General features: G+C 65.1%; 17 protein-coding genes and 1 tRNA gene. 5 read left to right on the forward strand and 13 right to left on the reverse strand.

What is annotated here, in order from left to right; genetic code table 11:
* Nucleotide 1: 1 nt before the first annotated feature.
* From LGR54_RS02165 to LGR54_RS02210, 10 genes are all read right to left on the reverse strand, one after another.
* Nucleotides 2-460, reverse strand: a complete 459-nt coding sequence (locus LGR54_RS02165) for a DUF4381 domain-containing protein (RefSeq protein ID WP_230360329.1) — start codon at nt 458-460, stop codon at nt 2-4.
* Nucleotides 457-1,479 (reverse strand): DUF58 domain-containing protein, encoded by a 1,023-nt coding sequence (locus tag LGR54_RS02170; protein ID WP_230360330.1) that lies wholly within the window; start codon nt 1,477-1,479, stop codon nt 457-459. The genes LGR54_RS02165 and LGR54_RS02170 overlap by 4 nt, the downstream gene beginning before the upstream one ends.
* A gap of 10 nt (nt 1,480-1,489) precedes the next feature.
* Nucleotides 1,490-2,461, reverse strand: a complete 972-nt coding sequence (locus LGR54_RS02175; RefSeq protein WP_230360331.1) for a MoxR family ATPase — start codon at nt 2,459-2,461, stop codon at nt 1,490-1,492.
* Between the two features lies 1 nt (nt 2,462).
* Nucleotides 2,463-3,485: an HAD family phosphatase gene (locus LGR54_RS02180; protein WP_230360779.1), complete on the reverse strand. Its 1,023-nt coding sequence runs from the start codon at nt 3,483-3,485 to the stop codon at nt 2,463-2,465.
* Between the two features lie 8 nt (nt 3,486-3,493).
* Nucleotides 3,494-4,477 carry a formylglycine-generating enzyme family protein gene (locus LGR54_RS02185; protein ID WP_230360332.1) on the reverse strand — a complete coding sequence of 328 codons (984 nt, stop codon included), beginning with the start codon at nt 4,475-4,477 and terminating at the stop codon, nt 3,494-3,496.
* A 171-nt stretch (nt 4,478-4,648) separates the two neighbouring features.
* Nucleotides 4,649-5,590: an efflux RND transporter periplasmic adaptor subunit gene (locus LGR54_RS02190; RefSeq protein WP_230360333.1), complete on the reverse strand. Its 942-nt coding sequence runs from the start codon at nt 5,588-5,590 to the stop codon at nt 4,649-4,651.
* Complete coding sequence (locus LGR54_RS02195) at nt 5,587-5,838, reverse strand: DUF3302 domain-containing protein (RefSeq protein WP_230360334.1); 252 nt, start codon at nt 5,836-5,838, stop codon at nt 5,587-5,589. The genes LGR54_RS02190 and LGR54_RS02195 overlap by 4 nt, the downstream gene beginning before the upstream one ends.
* A 363-nt stretch (nt 5,839-6,201) precedes the next feature.
* Nucleotides 6,202-6,711 carry a DUF2380 domain-containing protein gene (locus LGR54_RS02200; protein ID WP_230360335.1) on the reverse strand — a complete coding sequence of 170 codons (510 nt, stop codon included), beginning with the start codon at nt 6,709-6,711 and terminating at the stop codon, nt 6,202-6,204.
* Between the two features lie 340 nt (nt 6,712-7,051).
* Nucleotides 7,052-7,127: transfer RNA gene (locus LGR54_RS02205), tRNA-Ala, on the reverse strand.
* A 152-nt stretch (nt 7,128-7,279) separates the two neighbouring features.
* Nucleotides 7,280-7,681 (reverse strand): TIGR02300 family protein, encoded by a 402-nt coding sequence (locus tag LGR54_RS02210; RefSeq protein ID WP_230360780.1) that lies wholly within the window; start codon nt 7,679-7,681, stop codon nt 7,280-7,282.
* 158 nt (nt 7,682-7,839) lie between these two features.
* On the opposite strand from LGR54_RS02210, the gene aroA reads away from it, so the two are divergent.
* The 5 genes from aroA (at nt 7,840) to LGR54_RS02235 (ending at nt 11,543) form a co-directional block, all read left to right on the forward strand.
* Complete coding sequence (gene aroA, locus LGR54_RS02215) at nt 7,840-9,210, forward strand: 3-phosphoshikimate 1-carboxyvinyltransferase (protein WP_230360336.1); 1,371 nt, start codon at nt 7,840-7,842, stop codon at nt 9,208-9,210.
* Nucleotides 9,207-9,836 (forward strand): (d)CMP kinase, encoded by a 630-nt coding sequence (cmk, locus tag LGR54_RS02220; RefSeq protein ID WP_230360337.1) that lies wholly within the window; start codon nt 9,207-9,209, stop codon nt 9,834-9,836. The genes aroA and cmk overlap by 4 nt, the downstream gene beginning before the upstream one ends.
* Nucleotides 9,837-9,887: 51 nt before the next feature.
* Complete coding sequence (locus tag LGR54_RS02225; RefSeq protein ID WP_230360338.1) at nt 9,888-10,301, forward strand: carboxymuconolactone decarboxylase family protein; 414 nt, start codon at nt 9,888-9,890, stop codon at nt 10,299-10,301.
* The gene (gene cobF, locus LGR54_RS02230) at nt 10,298-11,089 is read left to right on the forward strand and encodes a precorrin-6A synthase (deacetylating) (protein WP_230360339.1); all 792 of its coding nucleotides are present in this window, start codon (nt 10,298-10,300) and stop codon (nt 11,087-11,089) included. The genes LGR54_RS02225 and cobF overlap by 4 nt, the downstream gene beginning before the upstream one ends.
* Nucleotides 11,090-11,324: 235 nt before the next feature.
* Nucleotides 11,325-11,543: a hypothetical protein gene (locus LGR54_RS02235; protein WP_230360340.1), complete on the forward strand. Its 219-nt coding sequence runs from the start codon at nt 11,325-11,327 to the stop codon at nt 11,541-11,543.
* 60 nt (nt 11,544-11,603) lie between these two features.
* On the opposite strand, the gene LGR54_RS02240 is transcribed toward LGR54_RS02235, so the two are convergent.
* Genes LGR54_RS02240 through LGR54_RS02250 form a run of 3 tightly spaced genes read right to left on the reverse strand, consistent with a single transcriptional unit; the run spans nt 11,604 to nt 13,319 of the window.
* Nucleotides 11,604-12,218, reverse strand: coding sequence for an MAE_28990/MAE_18760 family HEPN-like nuclease (locus tag LGR54_RS02240; protein WP_230360341.1), 615 nt, complete (start codon nt 12,216-12,218; stop codon nt 11,604-11,606).
* Nucleotides 12,218-12,541, reverse strand: coding sequence for a hypothetical protein (locus LGR54_RS02245; protein ID WP_230360342.1), 324 nt, complete (start codon nt 12,539-12,541; stop codon nt 12,218-12,220). Before LGR54_RS02245 ends, LGR54_RS02240 begins: the two co-directional genes overlap by 1 nt.
* The gene (locus tag LGR54_RS02250) at nt 12,510-13,319 is read right to left on the reverse strand and encodes a DUF262 domain-containing protein (RefSeq protein ID WP_230360343.1); all 810 of its coding nucleotides are present in this window, start codon (nt 13,317-13,319) and stop codon (nt 12,510-12,512) included. Before LGR54_RS02250 ends, LGR54_RS02245 begins: the two co-directional genes overlap by 32 nt.
* Nucleotides 13,320-13,398 lie beyond the last annotated feature (79 nt).

The following is a 13,398-nucleotide window of genomic DNA, read 5'->3' on the forward strand; positions in this document are numbered from 1 at the left end:
GCTAGCCCTCCACCCGATGATGCGTCACCCAGCGCCGCGCCGCCGCCAGCAGCGCCGTGCCGTCGCCGGCGGGGGCGCCGGATGTCGCCCCCGCGAGACCCCCGCCGCGGGTGAATGCATCGGTGCCGGAGGTCCGGTCGAGGAAGGAGAGCCACGCCCGGCCGGTCAGCGAGGCCACTTGCTCACGCGGATAGGCGGCGAGCGCGGTGCGCTTCAGCACCGCCGAGACCGCCGCGATGCCCGCCGCGTCGGAGGCCGGGCCGAGCCGGTCGAGCGCCGCCAGTGCCTCCCGCCGATAGGCGTCGCGCCGCCAGCGCCGTACCGTCGCGACGAGCAGGATGGCGAGACCGGCGAGGAGGGCGGCGAGCAGCATCCACCAGCCGGGCGCCGGCGGCCACCACGCCACCGGCGGCGGCACCACGATATCGGCCAGACGCGACAGATCGGCCTGATCGGTCATCTCACTGCACTCATCGGACGCCCCGGCGTCGCCGTGCGGGCCAGCCGTCGGCCGAGCAATTCGCGGAACTGGTCGGCGGTGTCGCGCCCGGTCGAGAGCGGCAGCACCGGAATGGCGCGGCGGCGGGAAAACCCCTCGATCGCCTCCCGCCGCTCGGCGAAGCTGGCGGCGAAGCCCCGTCGCAAACCGCTGGCGGAACTGTCGATTTCGATCTGCCGCCCGGCATCGGCGACGACAGTGCGACCGATATCCGGCAGCTCGGCCTCCAGTGGGTCGAAGACGAAGACGGTCAGCACGTCGTTATGCGCGGTGATCTCCGTCACCAGCCGCACCGTCTCGGCATCGGCGCCGGCGGCGTCGGTGATCAGGGTGAGCAGCCCGTCATGCGGCAGCAGACGCGGCACGCGGGCGAGCGCGGCGTTGAGCAGCGACGGGTCGGAGGGGCGCGGATCCTCGGCCCGAAGCTCGCCATTGCGGCGGATGATGGCCTCGAATAGCGGCCCGATGGCGGCTTGCCGCGCGTGCGGGCGCACCTCGTCCATGCCGTTCTCGGAGAACACCAGCCCGCCGATGCGGTCGCCGAGCGAGGTCACCCGCCACGCCGCCAGCGCCGCCGCCTCGGCCGCGACCACCGATTTCATCGCGCCCCGGCTGCCGAAGAACATCGACAGCCGCTGGTCGACGAGCAGCAGCACCGGCCGGTCGCGTTCCTCGGTGTAGACCCGCAATTGCGGCTCGCCGAGCCGGGCGGTGGCGCGCCAGTCGATGGCGCGCACGTCGTCGCCCTCGTAATAGTGACGCAGTTCCTCGAATTCGAGCCCGCGCCCGCGCAGCCGCGAGGCATGCCGCCCGGCCAGCAGCGAATGCACCGGCTGCTTCGGCAGGAAGCTGAAGCCCTTGGCGCGGTGGTTCAGCCGCAACAGATCATCGAGCGTGACGTAGGCCCGCGCTTCGTTGGCGCGCGCCCCCTGGTCGCGGGCTGCGGGGTCACGGGCCTTTGGCTGGAGGATCCGTGCCATCGCCGCCCCCTCACACCGCGACCGCAACCTGGCGGATCAGCTCGTCAATCACGTCATCGGCGTGCTTGCCGTCGGCGCTCGCCTCATAGGTGAGCGAGACGCGGTGGCGCAGGCAGTCATGCGCCACGCTTTGCACGTCCTCGGGCGTCACATAGTCCCGCCCCTGCAGCCAGGCATGGGCGCGCGAGGCGCGGTCGAGCGCCAGCGTGCCGCGCGGGCTGGCGCCGATGCCGATCCACTCCTTCAGCTGGTCGCCGAACTCGGCCGGGCGGCGGGTGGCGGCGATGAGCGACACGATGTAGCTCTCCACCGCCTCGACCATCTTCACCGCGTCGATCTCCTTGCGGGCGTCGAAGACGGTGCTCTGGGCGATCTTCGGCGGTGGCGCCTCGGCGGTGCCGGCCTGCTCGGCGCGCACCAGCCGCAGCACCTTCGCCTCGTCGGCGTCGCTGGGGTAGCCGATGGTGACGTGCATCAGGAAGCGGTCCATCTGCGCCTCGGGCAGCGGATAGGTGCCCTCCTGTTCGATGGGGTTCTGCGTCGCCAGCACCATGAACAGGTCCGGCATCGCGTAGCGCGTGCCGGAGACCGTCACCTGCCGTTCCTCCATCGCCTCCAAGAGCGCCGACTGCACCTTGGCCGGAGCGCGGTTGATCTCGTCCGCCAGCACGAGATTGCCGAAGATCGGCCCCTTGCGGAACTCGAAGCTGCCCGTCCCCTGCGCGTCGGTGCGGTAGATCTCGCCGCCGGTGACGTCGGAGGGCAAGAGGTCGGGGGTGAACTGGATGCGGCTGAACTCGCTCTCCAGCGCCTCCGACAGGCTCTTGATGGCACGGGTCTTGGCGAGGCCCGGCAGGCCCTCCAGCAGGATATTGCCATTGGCGAGCAGGGCGATGACCAGCCGCTCCACCACCCGTTCCTGTCCGATGACGGCACGGTTCACACGGGACTGGATCTCGAGGACGGATTCGCGCGCGCTCATGTCACTTCTTCTCGAACGGGTAGATGACGTTCCAGTCGTTCTTCATGTCGACGACCAGCCAGCCGCGCGCCGGCGCCTCGTCGAGCGCCTTGTCGAGCCTGCCGACCGGCGAGTTCCGGTCATAGGCCCATTCCCGCACCGCATCCGTGTGGTGCACGATCAGGCCGAAGCGCGCGCCGGTGTTCATCGTGGTCCATTGCAGCATCTGCTCGTCGCCGTCGGAATTGCCGGCGGCGAACAACGGACGGCGGCCGATGAAGCGGTTGATGCCGACCGGCTTGCCGGGGCCGTCGTCGATGAACTCGACCTCCGGCAGCTTGCGCAGCACCGGTGTGTCGCCGTCGAGCGCGAACTCGGTCTTGCCGGAGGAGCCGACCACCTGCTCGGGCGGGATGCCGTACACCGGCTCCGTGAAGGCCCGCATGAACTCGACGCCGCCGCCCGACACGATGAAGGTCTTGAAGTCGTTGGCCCGGAGATAGGCGAGCAGCTCCAGCATCGGCTGGAAGACGAGCTCGGTATAGGGCCGGTCGAAGCGCGGATGCCTTGCGGTCTTCAGCCAGTCGCGCACCAACGCGTTGAACTCCGTGACGGTAATCCCCGAATGGGTGAGCGCCACGATCTGCAACAGCCCCTTCTCGCCGAGCGCGGCGAGCGCCTTCGGGTCGCCCGACAGCGCCGATTTGTAGGGCTCCTGCCCGGCAAGCGCCGGATTGGCCTTCGCCAGCTCCTTCAGCCGGTCGAGGGCGAACATGAACTGGAAATAGACCGGCTTCTCCGACCATAGCGTGCCGTCATTGTCGAACACCGCGACGCGCTCGGCGACCGGCACGAAATCGGGCGCCCCCTCGCGCGTGACCCGTTCCACGAAGGCGCGAATCTGCTGCTTGGCCGCGCCCTCGTTCCAGGACGGCAGCGGGTCGGCCGCCTGGGCGAACAGCGCCGTCGGGGCGGAAAGCGCGACCAGGGCCAGCAGCGCCGCAGCGAGGACGCCGCGCCGCGTGGCGCCCACGCCGGTCTTCATCAAGGACGTCACGATGGGTCTCCTGCCTTGGGCCGCCGCACGCAGCGAAAGCCGATATGGCTCATCGAGCTGTCGACCGGCTCGGCGTGGCGGGCCGCCGGCCGGTAGCGCCGGCAATAGCTCGGCGCGCACAGATGCGAGCCGCCCTTCACCACCCGGCGCGGGATGCGGATCGTCGGCTGGCCGGGATCGTAGCTGGCCTCCTCCGGCCCGCCGCGCGGGTTCTGCGGGACGCAGCAGGCCTTCGCCGCCTCCTCGGGGTGGCGGGTGGTCCAGAAATCGGCGGTCCATTCCCAGACATTGCCGATCATGTCATGGAGGCCGTAGCCGTTCGGCGGGTAGGACTTCACCGGCGAGGTACGCTCGAAGCCGTCGAGGGCGAGATTCTGGAACGGGAACTCGCCCTGCCAGGTATTGGCCATCTGCCGACCGTCCGGGGTGAACTCCTCGCCCCAGGCATATTCAGCGCCGTCGAGCCCGCCGCGCGCGGCGAATTCCCATTCCGCTTCGCTTGGCAATTCCTTGCCGGCCCACTGCGCATAGGCCAGCGCGTCGGCATAGGCGACGTGAACGACGGGATGGTCGTCCAGCCCCTTCAGCGAGGAGCCCGGCCCATAGGGCTTGCGCCAGCTGGCGCGGAAGCGGAACGCCCACCATTGCTGCCAGTTGCGCAGATCGACCGGATGCGGCGGCGGGGTGAACACCAGCGAGCCGGCCTTGAGCATCTCCGGCCGGGCGCCGGGATAGTCCTTCGGGTCGGGGGCGATCTCCGCCACGGTGACATGGCCGGTCGCCTCGACGAAGGCGCGGAACTGCGCGTTGGTCACCGGCGTCGCATCGATGAAGAAGCCGGCGACGCTCACGCGATGGGCCGGCTTTTCTTCCGGGTAGTGGTGGTCCGAGCCCATGCGGAACGTGCCACCCTCGATCCACACCATCTCGTCCGCGAGCGGCATTGTCTGCGGGGAGCGCTGGCGATGATGTCGGTTCATGGCGTCCTCGTCACTCGATGATGGACAAGGGAAAGACCAGGGTAGGGTATCCGGCCCTGCTCTCCAACCGGTCTGACGTCTCGACCGGGAGACGAGGCTGCGGCCGGGGCGATGCCGGCACCGCCCGGCTGGCGGTGCGCCCGCTTCGGCCTCGGGTCGAGCGCCGGCATATCAGAAGGGTACCACATAGTTCACGATCGCCTGCTGCCGCAGCACCACCTGCCGGATGATATGGCTGGCGGCAACGTGGTCGGTGTAGATGGCGGCGGTGCCGGTGCTGCCGGCCGGCAGGCGCTCGCCGAGCCGCGCATCGTCGAGCGTCACCCGCACGACGAACGGCGCCGTTGCGATCGTCTCCGGCGCCACGGCCATGCCCGAAGGCGTTGCCTGTCCGGTGTCGACGGCCTGAAGTACGGCGGCCACCCGGCCGGTGAACACCTCACCGGGCAGAAATTTGAAGGTGAGTTCCACTTTCTGGCCGGGCGCGATGTAGCGGGCATAGATCTGCGCTACCTGGACGACCGTCAGCGTTTCGGAGGTGTCGATAAAGGCCATCACCGGAGCGAGGGACAGGTTGGACACCCGTGCGCCCTTGCGCAGCGCGAGATTGGTGACATAGCCGTCGGCCGGCGCGCGCACGGTGGTCTTGTCGAGATTCCAGCGGGCGCCGTCGACCTGCGCGCGGAGCTGGTCGACCTCCGCCTGGCGCTGCTCGACGTTGAACTCCGGCGAGGCCTGCTTCCGCGCCAGCTCGGTCATCTGGGCGAGCCGGGTTTCGGCCAGGCCGAGCTGGGCCTGGAGTGTGCGCAATTGCGCCTCGTAGGGGGTCGGATCGATCCGAAACAGCACGTCTCCGGCCTTGAGCGGCGTATTCGGCTGGACCGGAACCTCGATCACCTCGCCGGCCACATCCGGCACGATCTGCACCGACTGCCGCCCGATGATGGCGGCGCCGGCCGGCGCTCCCCAACCCATCGGGATGAACAGCCCGACCAGCAGCAGCAATAGCGCCAGCAGGGGCGACAGCTTCCAGAACAGATTGGCGGGAACCACCTTGAGCCAGATCAGCGCCACCAGGATCGCGATATAGGCGTTGAGCAGGAAGACGATCACGCCTCTGTCTCCCGCTTCTCGGCCGGGCGGGCGGGGATGTCGACATAGGCCCAGACGAAAGCGAGGGGCCAGAGCACGAAACCGAAGATCAGCGTCACCCAGCCGGCGACGGCGACGGCTTGCGCCCAGGGGTGACCGCGCTTGCGAGCGACATGGCCGGGAGCCGCCCCGATGATGAGCAGCACGCCGATGGCGGAAGCAACCGCCACCACGAGCACAATGGCTGAGAAAACATCGATGAAAGCCACGGCCTGCTCCTCGGAGCCGGCAATGTAGATGAAGCGGGCAGGAAATAAACAGAAATGAATGTCAGGATTTATGAAGCATAAATCATTCCATTTTTTCAGCTATTTCGCAAAGCTTCGCGTCAATGCCCTAGGGGAATGTGGCGCGGACGCCGCAGGACGAGGATGTAGAAGGCCGGGGCGACCGGTTCTGTTCTCCACCCGATCCGGGCATGTGGGCTGCCCGGCCGCTACGACCATGGAGGACGGCAGCGGCTGCCTTCCGGCATCGACGGCGGTGCGTGCAGGGCGCGCATGGGGCGGGACGCATGGGCCGGGCTGGGCGGAGGTTCCCGGCGGCGATCACCGGCGTCGCGCCGAGGTCGGCTAGTTGCCGTCGCCGCGCGGATACAGGGACACGATCTGCCCGGCGATGAAGCCCTCGGCGTTCCGCCACGCCTCGTCACTGTCACCGCGGAACGTATAGAGGCGTTCAAGCACCTTCTTGTCCGTCTTGAGGTCGATCAGGGCAACCTTGGCCCACTGCACCAGCGTGCTCATCTTCTGGATGCCGCCCACCAGCAGGAGATCGGCGCCCGCCTGCCGTGCCGCTTCGGTCAGTTCCGGCGCGTTGGCATCGGTCAGGGCGCAGGGCTGGCAGGCGAGCGCGACGACGCGGAACTGGTCGCTGGCGGCGACCTCCTGTCGCAAGCCGCTCATGAACCTCTTCAGGCGGGCCTGATGATCGGCCGTCTGGTCGCGAACCTCTCCCGAGGTGTCGAGGTACTGAAAATCCATGATCGCCACGGCGGCGGGCGGGACGGGCTCGGCGGCCCCCATTCCGGTGAGCGACAGCACGAGGCCGGTGGCCAGGAAGGCGAGGGAGAGCAGGCGCATGCCGATCCGCTCCTGTGGGTCGTGTGTGGTGGCGCTACGATCGGCGGCGGTGGACGGATCTCCGGTGGCCAATCCGCGAGCGCGACCAGTGTGCGCCTGATTCTGGGGTCGATTGGTGCGTTCGCGCAAGATGGGGCGTCCTGTCGGACGTGCGGCAGGTTGTTGCTTTTGGGCCGCGAGGCGGGGGGCCGATGACCGCGTCATAGGTCGAGCCGCGCAAAGTCATGCAGGGTTTTGAAGAGCGCACATGCCCTGCGGCATGATGCAGCCGTCGAAAATCTGGGGAATGGTAGGAAGTTCCGATACCGGGAAATTAGCGTCTCGACCGGGAGCGGAAAATTGGTGGAGCCAGGCGGAATCGAACCGCCGACCTCTTGAATGCCATTCAAGCGCTCTCCCAACTGAGCTATGGCCCCACCGGGGGCGTCGGGCGTGCGAGCATCACGAATGCGGCTCGCTTGGGGATCACCCGACTTGTCGCGGCGGCGTCAACCGCTGCGGTGCGCTCGTAAAGCACAGGGCGAAGGAGACTGCAAGTCTCGATTTCTCCGCCCTGTGGATTTCGTCGTCAACCTTCCTCGTCGTCTTCGATGCCGTCGCCGATCAGATCGGTGACGTCGTCGCCGTCGTCCTCGTCTTCCTCGAGGAAGGTGTCGTCATCGTCGTTATCGGCATCGACCTCGTCGTCGATCTCGATATCGTCGTCGGACGTCGCCGCCTTCGCCGGAGCCGCGGCCTCGTCGTCGGCGTCCTCCAGCGAGACGAGTTCGACTTCCTCGGCCTCCTCGGTCTCGGTTTCCGTCTCGGTCTCGGCCGCGCGGCTGGGCTCAGGGCGGCCGCGGGAGATTGGAACGGTGATCGGCACAATCTGCCCGGTATACGGGGAGACCACCGGATCCTTGTTCAGATCATAAAATTTGCGCCCGGTGACAGGGCAGACACGCTTGGTGCCAAGTTCAGGTTTCACCACGGTTCGGACCTCGGAAGGTGGTGGGTGAAAAAGGGTCGCTCCCATTGGACGGTGCTTCTTGCGCTGTCAAGCCGCAATTGCGCGAGGCCGTGACGACGCCCGCGCCGCCGTGTAAGGAGTGTTCGCGCCCTATTTATGCTTCCCTCGAGGTGCCTGCAATGAGTGCCGTTGCCCCTTCGTCCGGCGGACATGCCGCCGCGCCATCCCCCGCCACCGCCTCGGCTTCCGGCCCGCTTTCCGGCGCCGTGCAGGTGCCGGGCGACAAGTCGGTGTCGCACCGGGCGCTGATTTTCGGGGCGCTCGCCATTGGCGAAACACGGATCACCGGCCTTCTGGAAGGCGAGGACGTGCTCAACACCGCCAAGGCGTGCGCCGCGCTCGGTGCCCGGGTTCAGCGCCTTGGCGCCGGCGAATGGCGCGTCGAGGGTGTCGGCATCGGTGGTCTGCGTGCCCCCGCGGAGCCGCTCGATTTCGGCAATTCCGGCACCGGCGCCCGGCTCATGATGGGCATGGTGGCCGGCAGCCCGATCGAGGCCACCTTCGACGGCGATGCCAGCCTGCGGCGCCGGCCGATGCGGCGTATCCTCGATCCGCTTGAAAAGATGGGGGTTGCCGTCGAGGAGGCCGCCGAGGGCGGGCGCCTGCCGATCCGCCTCAAGGGGCCGCGCGACCTCATCCCGCTTACCTATGAGAGCCCTGTGGCGTCGGCGCAGATCAAATCGGCGGTGCTGCTCGCCGGCCTCGGCGCGCCCGGCGAGACGACGCTGATCGAGAAGGAGGCCAGCCGCGACCACACCGAGCGCATGCTGACGCATTTCGGTGCCCAGGTGCGGGTCGAGCCCTATGGCGAGCATGGCCGCAAGGTGACGCTGAAGGGGCGGCCGGAGCTGAAGCCGGCCCCCATCGCCGTGCCGGCGGATCCCTCCTCCGCGGCCTTCCCGCTGGTGGCGGCGCTGATCGTGCCGGGCTCCGACATCACCATAACCGGCGTGATGACCAACCCGCTCCGCACCGGATTGTTCAAGACACTCAAGGAGATGGGCGCCTCGATCGAGCTGGTCGGCGAGCGCGTCGAAGGCGGCGAGAGCGTCGCGGACCTGCGGGTGCGCCATTCGAACCTCACCGGCGTCGACGTGCCGGCCGAGCGGGCGCCCTCGATGATCGACGAATATCCGATCCTCGCGGTGGCGGCGTCGTTCGCGCGCGGCACCACGCGGATGCGCGGGCTTTCCGAGCTGCGGGTGAAGGAATCCGATCGGCTGGCGGCGGTGGCGGCGGGGCTGGCCCAGGCGGGCGTCGTGCTGTCCATCGAGGGCGACGACCTGATCGTCGAGGGCGCCGGCCAGGTTCCCGGCGGCGGCACGGTGGCCACCCATATGGACCACCGCATCGCCATGAGCTTCCTGGTGATGGGGCTCGCCTCCGGCAAGCCTATGAAAATCGACGATATTTCCTTCGTGGCCACCAGCTTCCCGGCATTCGTGCCGCTGATGACGCACCTCGGCGCGACCATCGAGGTCGCGGCATGATCATCGCCATAGACGGCCCGGCGGCTTCCGGTAAGGGCACGGTGGCGCGGGCGCTGGCGGCGCATTTCCGGCTGCCGCATCTCGACACCGGCCTGCTCTATCGTGCTGTCGGCGCTGAGGTCTTGGCCCGCGGGCTGGATTTTTCCGATGTGCCGGCGGTGGCCCGCCTCGCGGCCTCCCTCGAGGTCGCCGGTCTCGATGCCGAGGCGCTGCGCACTGGACCTGTGGGGGAGGCAGCCTCGCGCGTGGCGGCGATTCCCGAGGTTCGACAGGCACTTATCGAGCTCCAGCGCAGCTTCGCCGGCCAGCCCGGTGGGGCGGTGCTGGACGGGCGGGACATCGGTACCGTCATCGCGCCGGAGGCGGAGGTGAAGATTTTCGTCACCGCCACCCCCGAGGCTCGCGCCGCCCGCCGCTACGCCGAATTGTCCGCCCGCGGCGAGGATGTGACGCCGCAATCGGTGCTGGACGATATTATCAAGCGAGATCAACGTGATAGCAGTCGTTCCGCCGCGCCGTTGATCCAGGCGGCGGACGCGGTGCTGATCGACAACACCGCCCTCGACAAAGCGGCGAGCATCGCGCGGGCGCTGGAGATCGTCGCCCGGCGCACCGGCGCCGTTTGAGGGAGGCCGCGGTATGGTGAGGTGTACGATCCGGCCGAAAGGCGCGCGGCAATGACCGATGCGACCGATGGGGATCGCCTGTCGCGCGGACGGGCGCGGCTCGCCGAGATCACCGGCCGTTCCGGGCAGGACGTGATGGCGGCGCTCGCCGACATCGCCCCCGATTTCGCCCGCTATATTTTCGAGTTCGGCTATGGCGACATCTATTCCCGCCCCGGACTCGATCTGCGCACCCGCATGCTGGCCACCGTCGCCGGGCTGGTCGCCCTCGGCCATGCCGAGCGGGAGCTGGAGGTGCATATCGGCTCGGCGCTGAACTGCGGCGCCTCCCGCGACGAGGTGGTGGAGACCATCATGCAGATGGCGCTCTATGCCGGCTTCCCTGCCGCGCTCGACGCGCTGTTCGTGGCCAAGCGGGTGTTCGCGTCGCGGGGGGATATCGCGCCCGCCCCGGCGCCGGAATGAGCCGGCGCGTCCTCGTCATCGGCATCGGCATGGGCGATCCGGCGTCGCTGACGCTGAAGGCCGTCGCGGCGATCAACCGGGCCGATATCTTCTTCCTGCTCGACAAGGGGGAGGCATCGGCCGAGCTGATCCATCTGCGCGAGGCGATCCTCGAGACCCATCGGGCCGCGCCGTGGCGTACCGCGACGGTGCCGAGCCCGCCGCGGGGGCAGGAAGGGCGCGAGACCCCGGGCGGCTACCGCGCCGGCGTCCAGGCCTGGCACGCCGGGCGGGCCGAACGGCTGGCGCGGGCGATCGCGGCGGAACTGCCGGAGGGCGGCACCGGGGCACTGCTCGTCTGGGGCGACCCGATGCTCTACGATTCCACCCTGCGGGTGCTGGAACGTGCCGCCGGCATGGGCGTGCCCTTCGACATCGAGGTGGTGCCCGGCATCTCCGCCATCCAGGCGCTGTGCGCGGCGCACCGCATCCCGCTCAACGGCATCGGCGAGAAGGTGGAGGTGACCACCGGCCGGCTGGTGGCGCAGGCGACGCCCGACGCGCCGGCCTTCGTGGCGCTGCTCGACGACGGCTCCGGCCTCGCGGCGCTGATGGCGCGCGGCTTCGACGGCCAGCTGTGGTGGGGCGCCTATCTCGGCACCCCCGACGAGATGCTGGTGGCGGGGCGGCTCACAGAGGTGGGCGAGGAGATATTGCGCCTTCGTGCCGAGGCGCGGGCGCGAAAAGGCTGGGTCATGGATGTGTGGCTCGCCCGGGGCGCCGGGGCGGCCGGCGGCCGGACGCCCTAGGACGCCGCGCCCGGACGGGCGACGCCGGGCGGTGGCATGTGCCGGGGGATGTGCCGGGTCACGGAGACGGTGCCGCACTTCCGTACCGGCAGATATTGCCGCATGATCGGCCGAGGCGGGCACGCCCCGGCGTGTCGACCGCTTGCCGCCCGGCATCGCTGCTGCCTGCCGGTGGCATCTGTCGTCCGTGCCGCTTTCCGTCCGTGCCGTCGCCTGTCCTCCCCGGAGACCGATCATGGCCGACAACCTTCCCGCCACGCGTTCCGACATCGAGGCCAGCTACGTGCCGGCCCACCCGGAAGAGATCCACGGCGCCTACGACCTCAGGATCGGCAACCTGTTCCGGCTGCAGGGCACCGGACGCGTCACCCCGGCCGGGCTGATCTGCGGCTGCCTCGGCGCCGCCGCCGTGCTGCTGGCCACGGCGGTGGTGGTGCGGGCGGTGCGGAGGTAATTGATAGCTTGATGCGGTTGGCACCGGACAAATAATGATTCAGCGAAGGTTAGTCAGTTTTTATATTGCATGAGATGAGGCAAAATCTAGAGTTTTATCGCTTATTTCATCTATGAGCTCAATTGATTTTTCGTGCCAGGCTAGGCAATCGGAAATATAATCTACAGTTATATTTTCTCCATGGGCGATTTGATCTCGCTTTGTCTTTAATGAGTGGTAAAATAATTTATATTTTACATGATCTAGGTCAATCTGGAGAACCCATTCAGACATGAAACGTAGTCTGCCGTATTTAAAATTTCCTCCATCAATAACCTCCTTATGAGAAAGTTCTTTAATACGAGTCGATTTTGATGCTTCGGAGGCATCTTTGCACAACAGATATCTTTTATCTGAATTGTGTTGAACGGATTCTTTTCCATAAAAAGCAAACCATGCCATCTGATAGTCGTAATTTTGTCGTGGATTTGATGATAAATAAAGTAAATAATTTTTAGATAGTTCTTTAATTAATTGATCGCAATGAGCATATATGATCATCGTCCAGGCACGGCAAAGATATGCCTCTTCAGAGCGGCCAGAATAGTTTTCAGCCAAACTGCGAGCGCTAGACAGTTCTAGCTTTCTCCACGCTCTTGACTGATCGAGCGAGCTCTGAAATTCGAGGAGATCCATCACTTGGGCTCGAATAGTTGCTTTCCGAGTTTGACGAGCTCTGGAATACGACGACTTGCATTCTTGCCACTGCCAGAGGCAGCACGAAAGCGTGCATTCCTACCAATTCCATCTATTATTTTCTTTATTTCCTTGTCTGTCGGCAAGGATTGTATATTTTGTGCTATGCCCAACGCCACAGTTTCAAAAAATGAAACTGAAAATTTACCAGTACCTGGGCTGGTTTTAAATTTCAAAGCATTGTCACCCCAGCATCTAAAAATCGTATCAAATGTTTTTTTGAATAAATCTTCAATAGTACTTGTATTTAAAATTATTGTCATCAAGTATTTCGCGGAGCGCGCCGGTCAAAAATACGTCGACAGATTTGGCATTTTGGAGGGTAGATATTTTGGGGGAAAGAAAAACAATAAACCTCAAAACAAGTTCGACATCCATCCGTACAGATTTGTCGCGATCCGCAAGTCCACATACCTTTGAGAAATTTTCGTATACAGAAATAGATTCAAACCACTTAAGTACTTTTGGATCTTTTCCTGCAATGATTGCGTTGCGCAACTCTTGACCAGAAATTGAGGTGCCACCAGAATTCAGGCGCTGAAACAGCTCAAATTTGGCATCTGGGCCCGTTTCGCGTAATAGTATTGTAAGTTGAATTTTTGTTCGCCGAAAATCAAGTTGAATTCGGCGAGTCAGTTGATTCCAAGCTTTTCCTTGGAATTTTTCAATATAAAATAAATCGTCTGACAGTTCATTGAATGGTTGATAATAAGGATTCGCCTTTGACTCTTCCGAAAGGACTCCCATATAGTCAAATATCGTAGAAACTCGTTGCATTCCATCAACTACCTCCCAGTTTCCGTCCTCGTCTTGTGCGACAAAAACAGATGGAAGAGGTAGGCCAATAAGTATTGATTCAATCAATTTTGTCTTTTGATCGTCAGTCCATCTAAAATATCTTTGATACTCAGGGCGTAATATTATTTCGCCCTTTTCATACATACCGGCAAGCTCTCCAATTGACATTGGGTAAGAGTCGGTTTTGACAATTTTCCGAGCACTGTCTAGGGCTGCTTCAAGGATTTCGTCATCGCGCGACATTGTTGACCTGATATTTTAGCTAAGGAATCCCATTCTTTAGACTCGCACCGGCAGGTGAGGTGCGTCAATGGGGATGGGC

The organism is Ancylobacter sp. Lp-2 (assembly GCF_020523795.1).
Lineage (GTDB): Bacteria > Pseudomonadota > Alphaproteobacteria > Rhizobiales > Xanthobacteraceae > Ancylobacter.

Bases quoted from the DNA above. Each gene is read 5' to 3' on its own strand.
- LGR54_RS02165 (WP_230360329.1), bottom strand. From the start codon at position 460: ATGACCGATCAGGCCGATCTGTCGCGTCTGGCCGATATCGTGGTGCCG.
- LGR54_RS02170 (WP_230360330.1), bottom strand. From the start codon at position 1,479: ATGGCACGGATCCTCCAGCCAAAGGCCCGTGACCCCGCAGCCCGCGAC.
- LGR54_RS02175 (WP_230360331.1), bottom strand. From the start codon at position 2,461: ATGAGCGCGCGCGAATCCGTCCTCGAGATCCAGTCCCGTGTGAACCGT.
- LGR54_RS02180 (WP_230360779.1), bottom strand. From the start codon at position 3,485: ATGAAGACCGGCGTGGGCGCCACGCGGCGCGGCGTCCTCGCTGCGGCG.
- LGR54_RS02185 (WP_230360332.1), bottom strand. From the start codon at position 4,477: ATGAACCGACATCATCGCCAGCGCTCCCCGCAGACAATGCCGCTCGCG.
- LGR54_RS02200 (WP_230360335.1), bottom strand. From the start codon at position 6,711: ATGCGCCTGCTCTCCCTCGCCTTCCTGGCCACCGGCCTCGTGCTGTCG.
- aroA (WP_230360336.1), top strand. From the start codon at position 7,840: ATGAGTGCCGTTGCCCCTTCGTCCGGCGGACATGCCGCCGCGCCATCC.
- cmk (WP_230360337.1), top strand. From the start codon at position 9,207: ATGATCATCGCCATAGACGGCCCGGCGGCTTCCGGTAAGGGCACGGTG.
- LGR54_RS02225 (WP_230360338.1), top strand. From the start codon at position 9,888: ATGACCGATGCGACCGATGGGGATCGCCTGTCGCGCGGACGGGCGCGG.
- cobF (WP_230360339.1), top strand. From the start codon at position 10,298: ATGAGCCGGCGCGTCCTCGTCATCGGCATCGGCATGGGCGATCCGGCG.
- LGR54_RS02235 (WP_230360340.1), top strand. From the start codon at position 11,325: ATGGCCGACAACCTTCCCGCCACGCGTTCCGACATCGAGGCCAGCTAC.
- LGR54_RS02240 (WP_230360341.1), bottom strand. From the start codon at position 12,218: ATGGATCTCCTCGAATTTCAGAGCTCGCTCGATCAGTCAAGAGCGTGG.
- LGR54_RS02245 (WP_230360342.1), bottom strand. From the start codon at position 12,541: ATGACAATAATTTTAAATACAAGTACTATTGAAGATTTATTCAAAAAA.
- LGR54_RS02250 (WP_230360343.1), bottom strand. From the start codon at position 13,319: ATGTCGCGCGATGACGAAATCCTTGAAGCAGCCCTAGACAGTGCTCGG.